10 protein-coding genes and 1 tRNA gene are annotated in these 16,977 nt (G+C 60.0%); 5 read left to right on the top strand and 6 right to left on the bottom strand.

Annotated elements, in window-relative coordinates; all coding sequences use genetic code 11:
- Positions 1 to 121 precede the first annotated feature (121 nt).
- Complete coding sequence (gene ppk1, locus HSW_RS19745; RefSeq protein WP_044003434.1) at positions 122 to 2,236, top strand: polyphosphate kinase 1; 2,115 nt, start codon at positions 122 to 124, stop codon at positions 2,234 to 2,236.
- A 95-nt stretch (positions 2,237 to 2,331) separates the two neighbouring features.
- On the opposite strand, the gene HSW_RS19750 is transcribed toward ppk1, so the two are convergent.
- Together HSW_RS19750 and HSW_RS19755 are read right to left on the bottom strand one after the other, a co-directional pair.
- Complete coding sequence (locus tag HSW_RS19750; protein ID WP_044003435.1) at positions 2,332 to 2,682, bottom strand: carboxypeptidase regulatory-like domain-containing protein; 351 nt, start codon at positions 2,680 to 2,682, stop codon at positions 2,332 to 2,334.
- Positions 2,683 to 2,689: 7 nt separating this feature from the next.
- Positions 2,690 to 3,109, bottom strand: a complete 420-nt coding sequence (locus tag HSW_RS19755; RefSeq protein WP_044003437.1) for a hypothetical protein — start codon at positions 3,107 to 3,109, stop codon at positions 2,690 to 2,692.
- Positions 3,110 to 3,427: 318 nt separating this feature from the next.
- Between HSW_RS19755 and HSW_RS19760 the strand changes: the two genes are divergently transcribed.
- A complete protein-coding gene (locus tag HSW_RS19760) occupies positions 3,428 to 3,766 on the top strand; it encodes an ASCH/PUA domain-containing protein (protein WP_052346655.1) in 339 nt (112 codons plus the stop codon).
- 198 nt (positions 3,767 to 3,964) lie between these two features.
- The gene (locus HSW_RS19765; RefSeq protein WP_044003438.1) at positions 3,965 to 4,399 is read left to right on the top strand and encodes a hypothetical protein; all 435 of its coding nucleotides are present in this window, start codon (positions 3,965 to 3,967) and stop codon (positions 4,397 to 4,399) included.
- A gap of 136 nt (positions 4,400 to 4,535) precedes the next feature.
- Here HSW_RS19765 and HSW_RS19770 read toward each other — a convergent pair whose 3' ends face one another.
- Both HSW_RS19770 and HSW_RS19775 read right to left on the bottom strand, forming a co-directional pair.
- Positions 4,536 to 5,663, bottom strand: a complete 1,128-nt coding sequence (locus HSW_RS19770; RefSeq protein ID WP_044003440.1) for a DUF6268 family outer membrane beta-barrel protein — start codon at positions 5,661 to 5,663, stop codon at positions 4,536 to 4,538.
- Between the two features lie 183 nt (positions 5,664 to 5,846).
- The gene (locus HSW_RS19775; RefSeq protein WP_231501324.1) at positions 5,847 to 9,749 is read right to left on the bottom strand and encodes a BamA/TamA family outer membrane protein; all 3,903 of its coding nucleotides are present in this window, start codon (positions 9,747 to 9,749) and stop codon (positions 5,847 to 5,849) included.
- 327 nt (positions 9,750 to 10,076) lie between these two features.
- Between HSW_RS19775 and HSW_RS19780 the strand changes: the two genes are divergently transcribed.
- The gene (locus tag HSW_RS19780; protein WP_044003441.1) at positions 10,077 to 11,318 is read left to right on the top strand and encodes a Pycsar system effector family protein; all 1,242 of its coding nucleotides are present in this window, start codon (positions 10,077 to 10,079) and stop codon (positions 11,316 to 11,318) included.
- Between the two features lie 202 nt (positions 11,319 to 11,520).
- On the opposite strand, the gene HSW_RS23175 is transcribed toward HSW_RS19780, so the two are convergent.
- Positions 11,521 to 12,672 (bottom strand): DUF2652 domain-containing protein, encoded by a 1,152-nt coding sequence (locus HSW_RS23175; protein ID WP_052346656.1) that lies wholly within the window; start codon positions 12,670 to 12,672, stop codon positions 11,521 to 11,523.
- Between the two features lie 320 nt (positions 12,673 to 12,992).
- Between HSW_RS23175 and HSW_RS19790 the strand changes: the two genes are divergently transcribed.
- Positions 12,993 to 13,064: transfer RNA gene (locus HSW_RS19790), tRNA-Arg, on the top strand.
- Between the two features lie 305 nt (positions 13,065 to 13,369).
- Here the strand turns inward: HSW_RS19790 and HSW_RS19795 are convergent.
- Entirely contained in the window at positions 13,370 to 16,813 is a 3,444-nt protein-coding gene (locus HSW_RS19795) for a class I SAM-dependent DNA methyltransferase (RefSeq protein ID WP_044003443.1), read from the bottom strand.
- Positions 16,814 to 16,977 lie beyond the last annotated feature (164 nt).

A 16,977-nucleotide genomic window follows, 5' to 3' on the forward strand; every position in this document is an offset into this window, starting at 1 on the left:
CTGGTTGTCAGTTGTTGGGGGTAGTAGTTCGGTAAGGTTGCGCTAGCCCCCAGTCCTGTCAACTAGCAGCTGACACCTAACAACCGGGAACTGACAACCGGCAACTGGCAACTCATTACCCATGTCCGAAACCAAACAGGCGCAGCCCCGGCTGCTGAACCGCGAATTAAGCTGGCTGACGTTTAACCGTCGTGTGCTGCAGGAGGCTCAGAACCCCGAAGTACCGCTGCTGGAGCGCATTAAGTTTCTGGCCATCTTCAGCAGCAACCTCGATGAGTATTTCAAGGTGCGCGTGGCCACCCTGCGCCGCCTGGTGAAGCTCAAAAAGAAAACCCGCGCCAAACTGGGCGAAGACCCCGCCGAGCAGCTCCATGACCTGCTGCAGGAGGTGGGCCGCCAGCAGCAGGAATTCGGCGACACGTTCCGCAACCAGATTCTGCCGGGCCTGCGCGAGGAGCATATTCACCTTATTTCGGAGCATGACCTGAGCGACGAGCAGCATGCCTGGGTGCAGCAATATTTCCGGACCAATGTGCAGGACTTACTTTCGCCCATTATTCTGGATGAAAACCTGCACCACCTGTTTCTGCGCGACCAGAGCGTATACCTGACCTTTTTCCTGACCCAGCCCGAGAACCGCAAAAAGCACGACGGCGAGCGGGTGGTGGCTATGGAGCTACCCGCTAAGCGCCACGGCAGCCGCTTTGTGCGCCTGCCCGACGTGGGTGCCGAGCGGTACGTGATGTTCCTCGACGACGTGATTCGCTGCTGTGCCCAGGAGCTGTTTCCGAAGTACCAGAAGGTGCAGGTGCACGCTATCAAACTCTCCCGCGACGCCGAGCTGGATATTCAGGAGGAAGTATCGGGCAACCTGCTGGCCAAAATCAAAAGCAGCCTGCAGAAGCGTGAAACCGGCTTCCCCGCCCGCCTCCTCTATGACCCCGCCATGCCGAAGGAGGTGTTGCGGGCCATTATGCAGAAAACCGGCATTGGCAAGGAGGAGTTGGTGGAAGGCAGCCGCTACCACAACTTCCGCGACTTTTTTGGCTTCCCCGATTTTGGGCTGGCCCATTTGCAGTACGCCCCGATGCCGCCGCTGCCCCACCCCACGCTGCCCCGTACGGGAGCCATGCTGCCGGCTATTGCCCAGCGCGACCACCTGCTACACCCCCCCTACCAGTCCTTTGATTACGTAACGCGCCTGCTCACCGAGGCCGCCAAAGACCCGCAGGTAAGTGGTATCAGTATGACATTGTACCGGGTGGCGGGCAAGAGTGAAGTGGCCAAAGCCCTGCTGAAAGCCGTGAAAAACGGTAAGCAGGTAACGGTAGTGGTGGAGCTGAAAGCCCGCTTCGATGAGGAAAGCAATATGTTCTGGGCCGAGAAGCTCCAGAAAGCCGGGGCCAACGTCATCTTCGGGATTCCCGACCTTAAAGTACACAGCAAGCTGCTGCTCATCACGCGGGCCGAGGAAGGCCACAACCGGCTGTATGCGTACCTGAGCACGGGTAATTTCAACGAGAAAACCAGTGAGCTGTACGCCGACCATGGCGTGTTTACCAGCAACCCGGAAATTACGCGGGAAGTAGCCGAAGTATTCCGCTATTTCCATGACCGACAGGATAAAGCCGGCGCGTTCCAGCATCTGCTGGTAGCCCCGTTTGAGCTGCGCGAAAAACTGGTGGCACTGATAGACGCCGAGATTGAGCGCGCCCGGCGCGGGGAAGATGCCTACATTATTCTGAAGCTGAATGCGCTGCAGGATGACCGCATGATTCTCAAGCTGTACGAAGCCAGTGAGGCGGGTGTGCGGGTGGAATTGCTCATCCGGGGTATTTCCTGCCTGATTCCGGACCTGGACGGGCAGAGCCGCAACATCTCGCAGCGCGGCATGGTCGACCGGTTCCTGGAACACGCCCGGGTGTACGTGTTCGGTAATGGCGGCGACGAGAAAGTATACGTAGCTTCTTCTGACTGGATGGCCCGCAACCTGGACCGCCGGGTAGAAGTGGCCTTCCCGATTCTGCAGCCCGATCTGCGCGCCGAAGTCCGGCACCTGCTTGACCTGCAGCGCCAAGACAACGTGAAGGCCCGCGACTGGCAGAACAATTTCCTGGGCCGGGAGCAGGCTGCCGCAGAAGGCCGGGTCCGCTCCCAGTTCGACACCTATGCCTACCTCAAAAGCCTGAACAAAAAACCAGCTGCCCGCCCCCGCAAGCCGGCGGCCAAAAGCTGATTTCACCTATACCCAAACGTGTCACGCCGGCTGGTGGCCGGCTTACTCTCTCTGCGGAGTAGGCCGGCCACCAGCCGGCGTGATGCGTTTAGGCTTTATTCCTGCTTTTTGCGGCGGCTGGGCGCGGTTACGCGGGGCCGGATGGAATGCAGCACAATAACCACCGCCGAGTCGGGGGCGGCTATGGAGTGATGCACAGTAAGGTGTTGCGGATAGCTTACCACCACCACCTGCGGCCCGGCCGGGCCCGCAAAGCGGAACATCCCTTCCGCGTTAGTGCTGGTGGCCATGACGGTACCCTTCAGCAACACCGACGCCCCTGCCAGCGGCACTGCCGCCGGGTTTACCACCCGACCCGTGTACACCACCGAATCGGCCCGCGTCTGGGCCGAAGCCACCGCCGCCGCCAGCAGAAGGACAGTCAGCAGAATATAGCAGGCGCGCATGGCAGCGTCAGGCCTGGGTGTTGGTGGCCGTACGCGCGGTCCGAGGGCGGCGGACTTTGGTTTCGGTGAGAGCTTCCACCTCAGTTGGGGCCGGCAGCTTGCGCAGCTTGGTCAGCTTATCAGCCAGCTGCCCGGCCGTTTTGCTGATGACACGGGTGACCGGCTCCTCCCGCTCCTGCTCCGGCGAGTCGTGCAGGTGCGCATCGAGCAGGCCGGCCAGTTGCTCGGTGAGAAGCTGCCGGTCCACTTTGGTTGGTACTACGGTGCGCTGCTTTTCCTGCTTGACCCGCAGGCGCAGAATCTGGTCGGTGAGGTGCTGTACGGTTTTGGCAATGCCTTTCGGCAGCTTTGTGCCTGGGGCCAGCCCAACGTGCGGCGTAAGGGTAGCAGTAAGCTCTTCCAGCAGGAGTTTTTTGGCAGGTTTCATAGGCAGCAATGGCGGGAGCCGGAAATACTGGCTTGCCGCTACAAAAGTAACGGCCTCTCTGCCCGGGCTCGGGTTATCAAATCATGATGAAATGATTATCGGCAGTACCCATTTGTTGTACTAAGCCCGCGCAGGTAGTTCAGGGGGTCATCTTCGGCTAACGGGGCCTTAACAGGGGAGCGGTACCTTTGCCTCGGATGCCACAACGGCCGAACGATCCGCCTGTATTGCCTGTTATGAAGTTTATCCTCGTACATTCAGGATAATACGGCATGATTTTCTCTGCTATCTTCTTTTCACCCCCTTGATTACAACTCCATGCAACATAGCTCTTTCAGCACGCTTGGCCTGCCGTATACCCCCACTCTCCCTGATTATCACGAGCTGAAAGTCTGGCCCGGCTGCTTTGCGGCCGTCGAAGCCGGCACCAAGCCATTCGATGTGCGGCTGAACGACCGGAACTTCCGGGTGGGCGACGCCGTGCTGCTGTGCGAGTACGAGCCCGAGAGTGAGCAGTTCACCGGCCGCACCACCGAGCGGTGGGTAAGCTACCTGCTGCCGGGCGGCTCCTTTGGGATTGAGGCCGGCTGGTGCGTGCTGGGTTTCTCCGAGCATCCGCCCCTGCCGGCCGGTGTACACGATACCCGCCTCTGGTAACATAACAGCCCCCACCAGCACTCACCGGTCCGGTAGGCGCAAGCCTATCGGGCCGGTTGTCGTTCGGGCCGGCCGCGTCGCGTGGGGGCGTTCAGGCAGATGCGGACGTCAGCTAACGACAACCGACGCAGGGCGTTGGACAGCAGCACACGCCCCAACGCCCGCCGAACAAAACGACAGGTTGCGCGTTTGCCTTCCATGCTCCCGTTTCCGACCACCGTCACAGAGGCGTATCTGACTCAGTACCGGCCTGATCTGCACATTCTTATTCTGCGCTGGCTGCGGCCCCAAACGATGCCCGAAATTCAGGCCTCGTACGCCCAGTTGCTGGTGCTGTCCCAGGAGTACGGGTGTGCCCGTTGGCTGCTGGACGGCCGCCGCGAAGGTCCGCTGGACTTGGCCGTTACGCATTGGCTGAGCGACTTTTTCTTTCCGGAGGCCGTACGGGCACTGGCCCCGCAGCGGGTGTATATGGCGGCCCTCAGCTCGCCGGCTCGCCTTCAGCAATTCCACTCCGATGCTACCGTGGCCCCGGCCGTAACTAGGGCACTGGCCCCCGAGCAGCCCTACCACACGGCCGTGTTCCTGACCGAAGCCGAGGCCCTCATCTGGCTCGACGCCCAGCCTCGGTAGCTGCATAAGTAGCTACTAGTGCGAAGCAAATGCTTCGCACTACTGCCAAAAAAAGCCCGATTTCCAGGACTACACCTTGGGAATCGGGCTTTTTTAGGTGATGACACGAATCCTTTGGTTCGCGTCCTCGCGCCATTTACTTGTTCAGCGTCTTCTTCAGAAACTTGCGCGGCGGCACGATGAATAGCTCCACCGAGGCATAGGGCGCACCGGCCAGCTTGGAGTCGACGATTTTTACCCGGTCATTGTTAGTGCGGTCAAAGGCGTCGAAGGCGTAGTTATAGCGGTAGCCGCCTTCCAGCCCGAACCAGAGGAAATCATAGATTTCCCGCTCCCAGCGGCCCCGGAATTTCACTTCGGTTTCGCGCAGTTCCAGTGTGCGCAGTACGATGTTGTCGTCGCGGCGTAGCGGCTGCCGCAGCTTGATGATGTAGTTGAAACCGTCTACGGAGTAGCCCGCAAAGAACAACGACTTGGGCGAAGCATTGTAGCGGGCCGTCACGCGGGCCGGGAAAATGGCCTCCACGCCCCACCGGTCGTTAAAGGTGCGGTTGTAGAGTACGGCCGGGTAGATACTCTGCCGACCAAAGGTGTAGCCCAGCTGCAGGCCCACCCCCCAGGAAAAGGTAGGGCTGCGCTTCCAGCCGTACAGAAACTCCGACGACACCCGCAGGTAGTCGCTCACGTTCACGCCCTGGGAAGTGTAGTCCCCGCTCAACTCGCCTTTCAGGCGAAAGATATACCAGTTCACGGCATTCACCGGCCGGATGATGGCCAGCTGCGCGCCCAGGGTTTTGAGGCCCTTGTCTTCAATGTTGTCGTAGAGCTCGTAACCGGTAGGCTTCTGTCGGAATTTGAACTCCTCCCGCTCGTAGTTGATGCCCAGCAGCATTTTCAGGTGGGGCTTATTCCAGAACGGGATGTAGCCCTTAATCACCAGCCGGGCGTTTTTCTCGGCCTGCGACTTATAATCCTGCAAGCCCACGGCCTGCCCGTCGGAGGCCACGTTGAAGCGTGGCATCCGCTCGTAGTGAAAGATCAGGCCCTTGCTGGGACCCATGCCTACCACGGAAGGCGTGGCAAACTCCTGGTCCTGGCCCACCTGGTCGGCGGCGGTGGTGTCGGAAGCAGGCGGGGCGGGCGGCGGGTACACGGGTGGGGTAGCAGGCGTCACCTGCGCCTCGGCCACGGTAACCGTCAGCAGGCATACGGCAGCAGCCAGCGGCCGGGCAACACGCCCAATCAGCGTCGAAAATAAGGGCATACGGAAGGATGAGAGGAGCGGAAAAACGACGAAAAGACGTCAGGCTAGCCTTAACGTCTTTTCGGAAAAAAGGATAGGCGGGGTGATGGTGAAATTGTGAAGTGGTGAGTTTGATGCTCAATCAGCGCAAGTGGCGCAAGCGAAACAATAAACTCACCATTTCACCACTTCACAATTTCACCGCTAAAAGAGGAAATCGAAGCCCACGAAGACTAGTTTCTCCTCGCCTACCGAGTAGGTGGCGTTGATAACGGCCTGCTTCAGCACATCTACCCACACGCCCCCGCCCACGGCTGTGTGCAAGGACTTGAGGCCGGTTTCGGTGTCGCGGGAGGTATACACGCGGGCGGCATCGGCCAGACCCAGGATACCGAACTTGCCGGGCACCACATACGCGTTGAAGGAAAACAGCTGAATGCGCACCTCCGCGTTGCCGTACACCGACGAGCGGCCGGCGTAGCGGGTGCGGCGGTAGCCGCGCAGGTTGGTGGTGCCGCCCAGCGTGTTGGCCTGGTAGAAGCGGTAGTCGCCCAGGTTACGGTTGGCTCCGATACGGCCGGCCCATGTGAGCTGGAAGGGAAAGTTAGGCGAGAGGTAGGCCCGGAACTCGGTAGCCAGGCGGCCATACTTCAGCTGCTCCCCGTTCAGTTGGTGGTTGTACTCCACCGAGTTGTACCAACGCAGGCCAATGCGCGGATTCTTGGGCGAGCTGGCGGCATCCAGATTCAGATAGGCCTTACCACCCAGGTAGCGGTTCATCCCAAAGTCGGAAGCCCGGATGCCGGCGGCGGCAGTACCGTCCTGGCCGTTGCCGGCGGCGTCTAGGCCCAGCGCAATTTCACTACCGATCTGGCCCCGCTCAATGTGGAATTGGTCGTACTGCGGGCCAAAACCGAATTTGAGGAAGCTGAACAGGTCTTTCTCCAGCATCGGCGCCACGTACAGCCGCGAGAAGCGGATGCGGTAGGTATCGTTGATGTCCCGGTTACGGGCCTGCTCATCCCCATCCGCCAGCGTGTTGCGCGTGTCGTTGCCGAGGCCGAAGAAGTTGTAGAGCAACTGCGGGCCGTAAAGCTGGGCCGTGAGGCGCAGGTCGGTCTTGCCCAGCACGTCCACAAAGTGGCCCAGGTACCGCACGTTGTAGGCACTCTGGGAAGGCGAATAGTTGGCTGCCAGGCTTTGCTCGGTAGCGTACGGCGACTTGCGGAAACCATAAGTGCGGTACACCGCGCCACCGCCCAGGAACAGGCGGTCATCAATGTTGTACCCAAAGTAGGCCGTAGGACCGAAGTAGTTCAGGGTGTAATCCTTGCGGTCGGTGCGGGTGTGCACGTCGTAGCGGCTCACATCAATGCCGGGCTCCAGGCGCAGGCGGGTGTCCTTGCCGGGCACGATGACGTTACCCGAGTCGGCATCATACACATGCAGGCGGTGACGGAAACCGGCTACATTCGAGCGGTCCACGATGGAGTCCCGGTCGAGGCCCCCGATGATACGTACCAACGGGCCGTCCTTCACGTCGCCTTTCACCTCGTACAAGTCCCGGTCGGCAAAGCCGTAGAGGCGCAGCTCCTTGGTCACCTTGTTATCGAAGGTGCGGTCGAAAAGCATCTTGGTCAGCTCGCCTTCCTTGTTGATTTTCTGCACCGTTACGTGCGTCTTATTATCAGCCAGGCGCTCCACCACAAACTTCTCACGCTTTTTGGAGCCCTTCACCTCCGCCACCTTGCTGAGCATGGTGTAGTAGTCGGCGGCTACCTGGGGCAGCAGCTCACGACGGCTTTTCAGCTTGGCAATGATTTCGGGGCCGTGCAGGGCGTAAATCTGCTGGGGCCACCGCTCCTTGAAGGCCTTCTCGATTACCTCGTCGGTGAGGCCGGCTTTCATTTCCTCGGCCTGCTTCACCCACTCCTCTTTGCTCACGGAAGCCAGGTACACCCGGTCATTGCTGAGGGCGGTCAGGTTCAGGCCCTTCCAGTCGGCGTAATCTGGGCCGAAGTTCTGGAAGTTGCGGATAGCCCACTTGCGCGAGGCCAGATAGGGGAACACACCATCGCCCTTGAAGAAGGCAATGTCGCGGTCCTCGGGCACAGCCGTGAATTTCCGGTCGCCGTCCTTATCCTTTTTCTCGGCCCAACGCCACTGGTCCTCGTGCCGGTCCCAGTCGCCAATCCACATATCGAAGAGGCGGGAGCGGGCAAAGGCTTTTTCGTTGACGCGGTTGTCGTTGTCGTCGGTGATGCGCTCAAACACCTTGTCGGTGCCCACCAGGTTTTTGGCGTTGCCCAGGCTTTCCACGTTGCTTTGGTCATCCTTGGCGTCTTCCTCAATGGCGCCCGGCGTATTGCCAAACCGCTCCAGGTACTGGCCCAGCAGAGGGTCCTGCGGAATGTAGCGCAGTTCGGGGTTGGTGTGCAGAATCCCGGCGGCATCGGCCAGGGGCGGAATTACGATGGAGTTGAAGGGATGCTGGGCCGAAATCTGGTCCTGCAGAATATCGGCCGCCGCGCCGGTGCGCAGGGCTTCGGGCAGCACCGCCGAGGGGTCTTTGTTGAGGCTGCGGATAGTAAAGTTGCGACCTTCCTCATTGCGCACTTTCAGCGAGGCCGTTTGCTTGCCCCCCCCGATTTTGTAGGGCGTGAGGCCGCCTTTCTCGGTAGCCATATCCAGCACCGGAAACTTCACCGGCGTGGCCCACTCCTTGCGGTAATGCTCCCCGAACAGGAACTTGTGGAACTTACCCCGGTCGGCGTAGTCCTTGTTTACGGCTACGGTCACGGTGCTGTCAGCAAAGTTCGGGCGCGGGCCGGCGTTTTGCCCGGGAGCCTCCGCTACCATGGCCTCCTGGGCATACATGGGCGTACGGAATACCAGACGGCCGTTTTCACCCAGCCCTTCGGGTACGTAGAACTCCGTCCATACCTCCCCGTTGTCGTAGTAGTTCACCCGCGAGAACCCCTTTTCCTTGTCGGAAAACAAGGCTTCACCACCAGAGCCGGGCTTTACGTGCTGGGTTTTGCAGCCCGAGCCGCTGACGATGTGGTTGAGGTTGCCTTCTTTGAAAAACTGCAGGTTGTGCTCGTGGCCGGCGGCATATACCACATTGGGGTACTTCTGGAAAATCTCCAGCAGGCCCTTCTTATAGGCCTGATACAGTGGGTGCGCAATGTCCTGGCTAACCCCGCCGTATTTACGGGCAAACGGGTAAATGGAGCCAATGACCGGCAGCGGCACGAAGGCGTACTTGTACACGATGCTGAGCGGGAAGAAATGGTCGCCCAGGGTGAAGTAGCCGCCGTGAATACCGTCGGAAAACAGCGGGTGGTGGGCCACCACCATAATATTCTTGCCCGCGTTGCGCTGAATAATGTCTTCCACCTGGGTGAAGAAGTCAGTTTCGTTGGCTACGCCACAGCCGCTGTTGGCACCGTAAGGCCGCTCACCGGAGGTCTGCAGAAACCACTGCGAGTTGATGGCAATCAGCACTACATCATCCTGCAAGCGGATTTCCACCGGCCCGGGACAGGCGTCGCGGGGCAGGAAAAAGTCGCCGGTATAGGGGAAGGCGGCCGAGTCGCTCTGCAGGTAGTTCTCCACGAAGAACTGCTCCCGGTTCACCTGGTCCACGGCCCCACGCTGGCCTTGTTTCCAGTCGTGGTTGCCCGGAATCATGTATTTCTCGCCCTGGTAGTCGCGCAGAATCTTGAGCTGGCCCACCATGCGCCGCTCCGATTCCTTCCGGTCGTAGGAGCCCTGCTCAGGCATACCGTACTCGTAGATGTTGTCGCCGAGGTAGATGGTGGTGCTTTTGGAGCCAGCCGCCAGAATCTGCTTGCGCAGGTAGTTCAGGGACGGTTCCCCGCCTTCGGCCTCAGGTGCAGGCTTGCCCACGTCGCCAATCAGAAACACCGAATAGCGAATATGGGAGCTATCCGGCGGGGTTTTCGACTCCCAGTTGACACCGCCTTTGCGGTAGTTGGGCCGCGTGGGGTGCGCCGTCTGGGTTTTCTGTTGGGCCAGGGCGGCGGGGGCCGCCGCTCCGGCCAGTGCCAGCAGCAGGCAACAGGACAGGAAATGTCTGCTCATATAAAGAAAGAAGTAGCGCGAAAGCAAGAACCCGGCGGCGCGCCGGGGCAACGAGGCGAATGATCAGGAAATACGGTAAACTTACCGGTAACGGCTGAAGTACGCGTTACGAGGTACGCATGGTGCGCTGCCCTACGCAATTCATCCGGCTACGGTTGGGTTTGCGGGAAGTTGCCAGTTGCCAGAAGAACGTCATTTCAAGCTTGCTGAGGAATCTCGCGTGCTGACGTTGTGGAAGCAACCAGCCACTCACAAAACCCGGAGCCCCGAAACCCGTTGTAAGCCGAACAGCCCGGGCTGTCGTTCTTTTGTAGTTCCCTTTCCCTGATGGAGCCTATTCTTACCCAGAAACCGGCCAAGGCCGAAATTGTCAAAAACGCGAAGGCCTACGTGCTGGCTTTGCTGGAAGAAAAGCTTCCGGCGCAACTCGTGTACCACTCGCCCAAGCATACTACGGCGGTAGTAAAGGAAGCCCGCGCCCTGAGCGAAGCGGCCGGCCTCAGCGAAGCCGACCAGGAAGCCGTGGTGCTGGCCGCCTGGTTTCATGACACGGGTTACCTTGATACTTACGACGGCCACGAGTTCCGGAGTGCCGAGCTGGCCGGCGAATGGCTCACCCAGCAGGGCTATCCGGCTGAGCGCACCGAGCTGGTACAAACCCTGATCAAAGCTACCCACCGCGACGCTACCCGGGAAACCGAGCTGGAGCAACTGCTGGTGGATGCCGACATGAGCGGAATGGGCCGGGACGATTTTTTTGCCAACGCCGAGCTGCTGCGCGCCGAGTGGGAAACCAGCCTGGGTAAAACCTACTCCAACACCGAGTGGGCCGAAAATCAGCTGGCGTTTCTGCTGGCCGGCAAGTACTACACCAAAGCCGCCAAAGACCGGTACCAGGACCAGCACAAGGACAACATAAAGGAGCAGCGCAAACTGCTGAAGAAGACCGAGAAAAAGAAAAAGAAAAAGACGGAGGAAGAGGAAGGCACGTTTGCCGAGCCCAAGCGGGGCATCGAAACCATGTTCCGGACCATGTACAGCAACCACATGAAGCTCTCGGATATGGCCGATAAGAAGGCCAACATGATGATTTCGCTGAACGCGGTGCTCATGTCGCTTATCATTACCTACTTCGGGGCAAAGCTGGGCAGCAAAACGGCGGCTCTGAGCAACGTGGGCGTTATCCGGAACCCGATTATTGCCGTGCCGATGGGCATCCTGCTGGCCACGGCGCTGGCCTCGGTCATCACGGCCATTCTGTGCGCCCAGCCCGACGTGACGAGCTTTAAGTGGCTCAAGCGCAGCCCCCAGATTGCCACCAACCGCCGCGTGAACCTGCTGTTCTTCGGTAACTTCAGCAAGCTCAGCCTCGATGACTTCCAGAGCGGTATGACCCAGCTTATGCAGCAGAAAGACGCGCTGTACACCAACATGGTGACGGACATCTACTACCTCGGCGACGTGCTAACCAAGAAGTACCGGCTGCTGCGTCTGAGCTACACCATTTTCATGGTCGGCCTGATCCTTACCGCGCTGTCGTTTGGCATTGCGCTGCTGTATAAGATGTAAGGGGTGGATTGCTGAACCGTTCTGTCATTGCGAGCAGCGCGAAGCAATCCGTCCTTTTCTTAGCTCCTAGCTTCGACCTACGCAGAAGCCCCTGACGCCAGTACGAACGTCAGGGGCTTTCCTTATTTCAGGGTTTTGAACCGTGTGAAGGACGGATTGCTACGACCTTCTCCCCCATCTGACCATCCAACAATCCACCACCTCACCGTTCCACCAGCTGCGCGAATTGCGCCAGGGAGCGGCCGAGGAAACGGTAGAGGCGGCGCAGCTGGCCGAAACGGATGAGGCGGTGGCTACTGGCCACGTGGCCGTAGCGCAGCTCCAGCGTCAGCAGGCAGCTGTCGAAATCCACGGCTTCCACGCAGCAGAACAGCAGGGCGTTGGGAAACAGGCGGAAGTGCGAAATCTTCTCCACGTAGGTCAGGCGGCCGTCCTCGTCCTCCAGGCACTGTACCGTCTGGAAGTCAATCTGGCCGCTGAACACGTCTACTTTGTAGCTGGTGCCGAGGCGGCCGGCCTTGGTCACGTCGTAATGTACGGCGGTGGCCCCTTCCATCCAGCGCGGGCGCAGACGGAAGTTGCTAAGCACCCGCAAAGCGTAGGGCGCGGGCACCCGCAGCGCGCGGCGCACCTTCAGCACGCAGCCCTGGCCGGTGGGTACGTCGTCGTCTACGCCGGGAGCGTTGAGGAGCAGGCGCAGGGGCGAGAGGTGGGCGTAGTGGTAGGGCGTTTCGCCGAGGTACTCGTAGTAGGTGGAGCCGGGCAGCAGGCGCGTCCAGGCGAATACGCGGGCCAGCTCAGCCGGAGGCTGGGTACGCAGGTAACCGTCCGAGAGCAGAATGTACTCGGAGCCGGCCACGTTGTTCTTGAGCAGCCGGTGCACCACAATTACGTCGCGGCCCATGAGCTTGGTGTGCTCCCGGATGCGGGCCACGCTCACGCGGCCGTAGTGCACCACTATTTTAAGGGTGAGGGCCAGCTCGTGCAGGGAAGCGGCCAGGGCCGAGCCGGTGTCGCGCTCCACCAGGCGCAGGTAGTTCTGGAAGTCGAGGTAGATGCGGCGGCACTGGCGCACCAGCTCCTCGGCCGTGGGGGGCGGGCCCAGCCGGTAAAACAGCACCGCGTCGCCCTGAATTTCATTGACTTCCAGGTCCAGGGTGTTGGCCTCAATGAGGATTTCCAGCAGATCGGCTACCAGAAACGGAGCCTGCGGGTTGCCCGATTCCTCAATGAAGCGGGTGAAGCCGCTGATATCGGGAATAAGCAGCAGGGCCGGCTGCTGCCCGTCGGCGGCCGACCCGGACGCGGTACCGGCCGCGCGGCGCTGGGCCCGCAATTCATCCAAAACACCCATACAGCCGGAACACAAAAGGAAAAACGGTGGAAACCAGTGCCCGAAGATACCAGCGGCGGCCCGGCTTTCTAGGGTCCGTGGACAGTCGCATAGAAAGAAAGAACGTCATCCCGAGCATGTGGCGCATTAAGCCAATGTCCGAGGAATCCCGCGTGCTGACGTGTGAGCACCATGGCAACCTCAGCACGCGAGATTCCTCGCGGGGCTCGGAATGACGTTCTTGCTAGGCGACTGTTCACACAGACTGGTACGCTTTACTCGCCCCGGCTGGTTTGGGCGGGCCGGGCTTTCGGCGTAGCTTTGCGGTAGGGTAACCAGCCGGCTGCGTAGTTCAACGGATAGAATGAGGGTTTCCTAAACTTTAGATGTGGGTTCGATTCCCGCCGCGGCCACAATAAAGCCCGTTTCTGACTCAGAAACGGGCTTTTGTATTTTCGAGGTGCTCGTGTTGTTCTCCTCCAGCATTGGCGGAGCAATGCCACGTGACAAGCTGGTGGGAGAAGGCTAGTGCTAGAGAAGGCTAGTGCTAGTTCCCCTCCTTGGAAAGGAGGGGCTAGGGGTGGTTGACAATCGTTGAACATCATCTAGCTCTAGAACTTGTTCTGGCGTCATCAACCACCCCTAACCCCTCCTTTCCAAGGAGGGAAACTAGCACTAGCCTTCTACTACTCACCTGCCAGGTGGCGGTACGCCCCTCTTACGCCGCGTAGGCCCCTTCCTCCGTCTGGCGGAGCAGGCTGAGGGCGGTGAGCGTATCCAGCAGGGGCTGCACGCGCTCCGGCTTGGTGCGCTTGAAGCGGGCAGCTACCTGGGCGGCCGTAACCGACTGGCCGGCCTGCTGCACGGCATCCCGAACGGCCTGCATCTGCTGGGCCAACTCCGTAGGCCACGGCTGGGGGCCGGTGGCTTCCGCGGCAGGAGCAACCTTGGCAGCGGCGGCGGGTAGGGTCAGCGCCGACTGCTGCAACTCCGGGGCCTGGTAGGCGGGGCGGAGGTAGCGCACGTGGCCCGCCTGTTCCTCCTGGGCGCGCTCGTGGTTGAGGCGCACCAGGCGGGTCAGTATTTCCGCGTCGGGAAGGTCGGCGGGCCAGCCGTAGGCGGCGGCTACGGCTGTATCGAGCTGCTGGTGCAGGCTCAGGACGACGGAGGCCAGGCCCTGCTGGTTGATGGTTTGCTCTTTGGCCGTGGTGAGGGGCTGGCCGGCGCGCAGCTTCTCCACCACGTTGTAGAGGTCGGTGAGGGTGAGGGCGGGGTGCTGCGTTTGCTGGCGCTTGCGGTGGGCGTCGAGCTGTTCGGCTAGCTCCCTGATGCGCGCCTGCTGCTCCGCCGTGGTTGCTGGGAAGGGGAACGGGTCGAAGCAACGAGTTTTGTTGTAGCGGGGGGTGGCTCCAACTCCTAAAATCCCTCCTGCTGCAATAGCCCAAACAATATGTGCTTTAGACGATAATACACCCAAATTATAAGCATCATCTGTCGCAACTACTATACCCGTGCCTTCTGATATCCAATTACCAGGGACAAATTGGAATAGCCTATGCTTTGCGGTTTCTGCAGTTGCTATATACCTGGATAGTCCAATAATAGCCTTACGCATACTTGGTTGATTTTCACCGAATAACCACCAACGTATCCGTCTACTCTCACGCGGATTATGGTCACGTTCAGGCTTGACGTTTAACCATAGATGCTGATAAGCATCGGGGTATTTTGAGATTAATTCATCAGAGGTCAATCCAGTTGCGTCTATGACTGATAATTCCCTAGGGCGTTGGGTCAAGTCTTGTCCGCCAACGAAGTTCTTAATCAATGGCTGGCTTGAAGTTGCAGCCAGCCTTTCAGCATCTGTATTATTGAGTACAAATCCTTGCCCGTAGAACTTCACCCCTAACAATGACATGCTTTCATTAGCCTGCAAAGCAGCAACCGAGGTAACATCTGCTCCTATTGAGAGGTCAGAATTGATAACTCCTTCCGTTTCTGTAACCTCGACATCTATATCCCCATCAGAACTTTGCCACTCACGTTTTAAAGAAGCTAGTGTACCAGCTTGAGCGCCAAGTTGTGCAACAGTCATAGCAATGCGGACAGCTGCACCATCACTGTTATCTACCCAAGGATGATCAGGAATGGCAAAGCTTATAGAAAGAGGATTTAGCTTATCTATCAGGCAAGCTTCAACCACACGTCGATTATAAATTTGCGTTATAGAATTAGTAGTTATAAACCCAAATCTTTCGGCTTTCCCTGCAGTTAAAATTTGTCCTGCTTTATACCACCAATACATTACAAAATCAGCAGCATCAGGAACAACATTGCTGTATGCTTTACGCAATGCTTCTACATAGCCATCCCCCAACGCTTCGCGCATTTTAAGTTTTCCTATGAATGGCGGATTTCCAATAATAAAATCTGCTTTTGGCCATTCAGCAGGCTTAGGGTTTGGATAATCAAAAACCAACACCTGTGCCTTTTCATCAGGTATCTTAAGACCAGTAACAGGATGCATAGTAGTAGTTAACCCGTCCCAGCGCGTTACGGGTTGGCCGTAGGCATCGAGGCGGGGCACGGGCGGGCCGTGCTGCAGGGCCGCATCCTGTTGGCGGATGTTCTGGTACTCATCCAGCAGCGGCTCGCGCAGCTCGGAGGGGCCGTAGGTGCGCAGGTGCCATTGCAGGTAGCCAATGCGCAACACCACGTCGGCAATGGCGGCCGCGCGCGGGTTCAGCTCCAGGCCCAACAGCTGGTGCGGGCTCACGGTGGTGCCGCCGCCCAATTCCAGCAGGCCCGTCTGGCCGTAGCTGTTGATGGCGGCCAGCACTTCGCCTTCCAGCCGCTTGAGGTGTTCCAGCGTCACGTACAGGAAGTTGCCGGAGCCGCAGGCGGGGTCCAGTATTTTGAGGCTGGTGAGGCGGGCAAGGAAGCGCACCAGTTCGGCGCGGGCGTCTTTGGGCTGGCCTTCCTCGAGGCGGCGGGCGGCGGCGGCCTGGGCGGCGGCCCACTCCCGGCGCAGCGGTTCCAGCACAGTGGGCAGCACCAGGCGCTCCACGTAGCGGCGCGGGGTGTAGTGGGCGCCCAGGCTGTGCCGCTCTTTGGGGTCGAGGGCGCGCTCCAGCAGCGTCCCGAAAATGGCCGGCTCCACCTCCGTCCAATCCGCCCGCGCCGACTGCAGCAGCAGCTCCGCCTGGCCGGCGTTCAGGGGCAGGGCGGTGGCATCGTGAAACAGCTTGCCGTTGAAGCGCCGCAGCCGGGCTTTCAGGTCGGAGCTAAAGCCGCCGGTGTCCATCGTGCGCCACAGGTTGGTCAGCGCGTCGGGCAGATATTCCAGCAGCTCCGGCGTGCCGTACTGGCTCAGCATCCCGGTAAAGCTCTGCTTCGGAATCAGGCCCACATCTTCCGAAAACATGGTAAACAGGCAGCGCATCAGGAACTGCGCCACCACGTCGGGCGCGTGCCCGGCCCGTTCCAGCTGCTCCGATAGTTTGGCCAGGCGGGCGGCCAGCTCCCGCGTCACGCGGGCGGCGCGGCGGCTGGGGTCCAGCTCTTTCGGGTCGAGGAAGATCTGGCGGAGCATGGCCCGCGTCTTTTCATCGGCCAGCGCGGCCAGCGGCAGCCGGAACCGGGTCTGGTCGGGGAAGGGCACGAACGAATCACCCACCCCGGCGAAGTTGCTGTACACGTCGAGGCAGAAGCCCACATCGGCCACCAGCACAAACAGCGGGCGGGGTTCCTCGGGCGGCAGGGCGCGCACGTAGCCTAGGGCCTGTTGGCGGGCGGCCTGCATCATTTCGGCCCACTTGGCGGAGCCGCGCACGGCGTGGCCCTTGCGGCGCTTGCTTGGCTCTAATCCCAGCTCGGTGCGTTCCTGCTTTTTCTGTTGGTCGGCGGTGTCGGTGCCCTGCTTGGTTTCCAGCACGAAGCAGCCGCGCTTGTAGAGGTCGATGCGGCCGGTGCTTTTCTTGGGCCCGTCGTTGAACTGCACGGCGCGTTCCAGTACGTATTGATCTTGGGTAGGGTCGTCGGTGGTAGGGTCGGGGCGAGGTACTTCCAGCAGGTCGCAGAGGTCTTGCAGGAACAGGCCGTAGTTGGCCCGCTCCGCGCCGCCGGAGTTCTTCCAGCGGGCTTCAAAGTCGGGGTAAGTCAAAGCGGATAAGGCTAGAGTAGCGAAAGGGAGGGGAAGATAGGCAGGCGAAGGGAATCCGCCCCGCCTATCGTCCCCCAAAGGCCCGGAAAAACCAGCAGACACAGGGTGCCCTCAGGCAGTACGGCAGATTCAGGCGCGATGTAGCGGCGCGACACCTCACGTCT

This window comes from Hymenobacter swuensis DY53 (assembly GCF_000576555.1).
Classification (GTDB): domain Bacteria; phylum Bacteroidota; class Bacteroidia; order Cytophagales; family Hymenobacteraceae; genus Hymenobacter; species Hymenobacter swuensis.

Coding starts and splice junctions, on each gene's coding strand:
- HSW_RS19750 (WP_044003435.1), bottom strand. CDS start 2,682: ATGCGCGCCTGCTATATTCTGCTGACTGTCCTTCTGCTGGCGGCGGCG.
- HSW_RS19755 (WP_044003437.1), bottom strand. CDS start 3,109: ATGAAACCTGCCAAAAAACTCCTGCTGGAAGAGCTTACTGCTACCCTT.
- HSW_RS23175 (WP_052346656.1), bottom strand. CDS start 12,672: ATGGGTGTTTTGGATGAATTGCGGGCCCAGCGCCGCGCGGCCGGTACC.
- HSW_RS19780 (WP_044003441.1), top strand. CDS start 10,077: ATGGAGCCTATTCTTACCCAGAAACCGGCCAAGGCCGAAATTGTCAAA.
- HSW_RS19775 (WP_231501324.1), bottom strand. CDS start 9,749: ATGAGCAGACATTTCCTGTCCTGTTGCCTGCTGCTGGCACTGGCCGGA.
- HSW_RS19770 (WP_044003440.1), bottom strand. CDS start 5,663: ATGCCCTTATTTTCGACGCTGATTGGGCGTGTTGCCCGGCCGCTGGCT.
- HSW_RS19760 (WP_052346655.1), top strand. CDS start 3,428: ATGCAACATAGCTCTTTCAGCACGCTTGGCCTGCCGTATACCCCCACT.
- HSW_RS19765 (WP_044003438.1), top strand. CDS start 3,965: ATGCTCCCGTTTCCGACCACCGTCACAGAGGCGTATCTGACTCAGTAC.
- ppk1 (WP_044003434.1), top strand. CDS start 122: ATGTCCGAAACCAAACAGGCGCAGCCCCGGCTGCTGAACCGCGAATTA.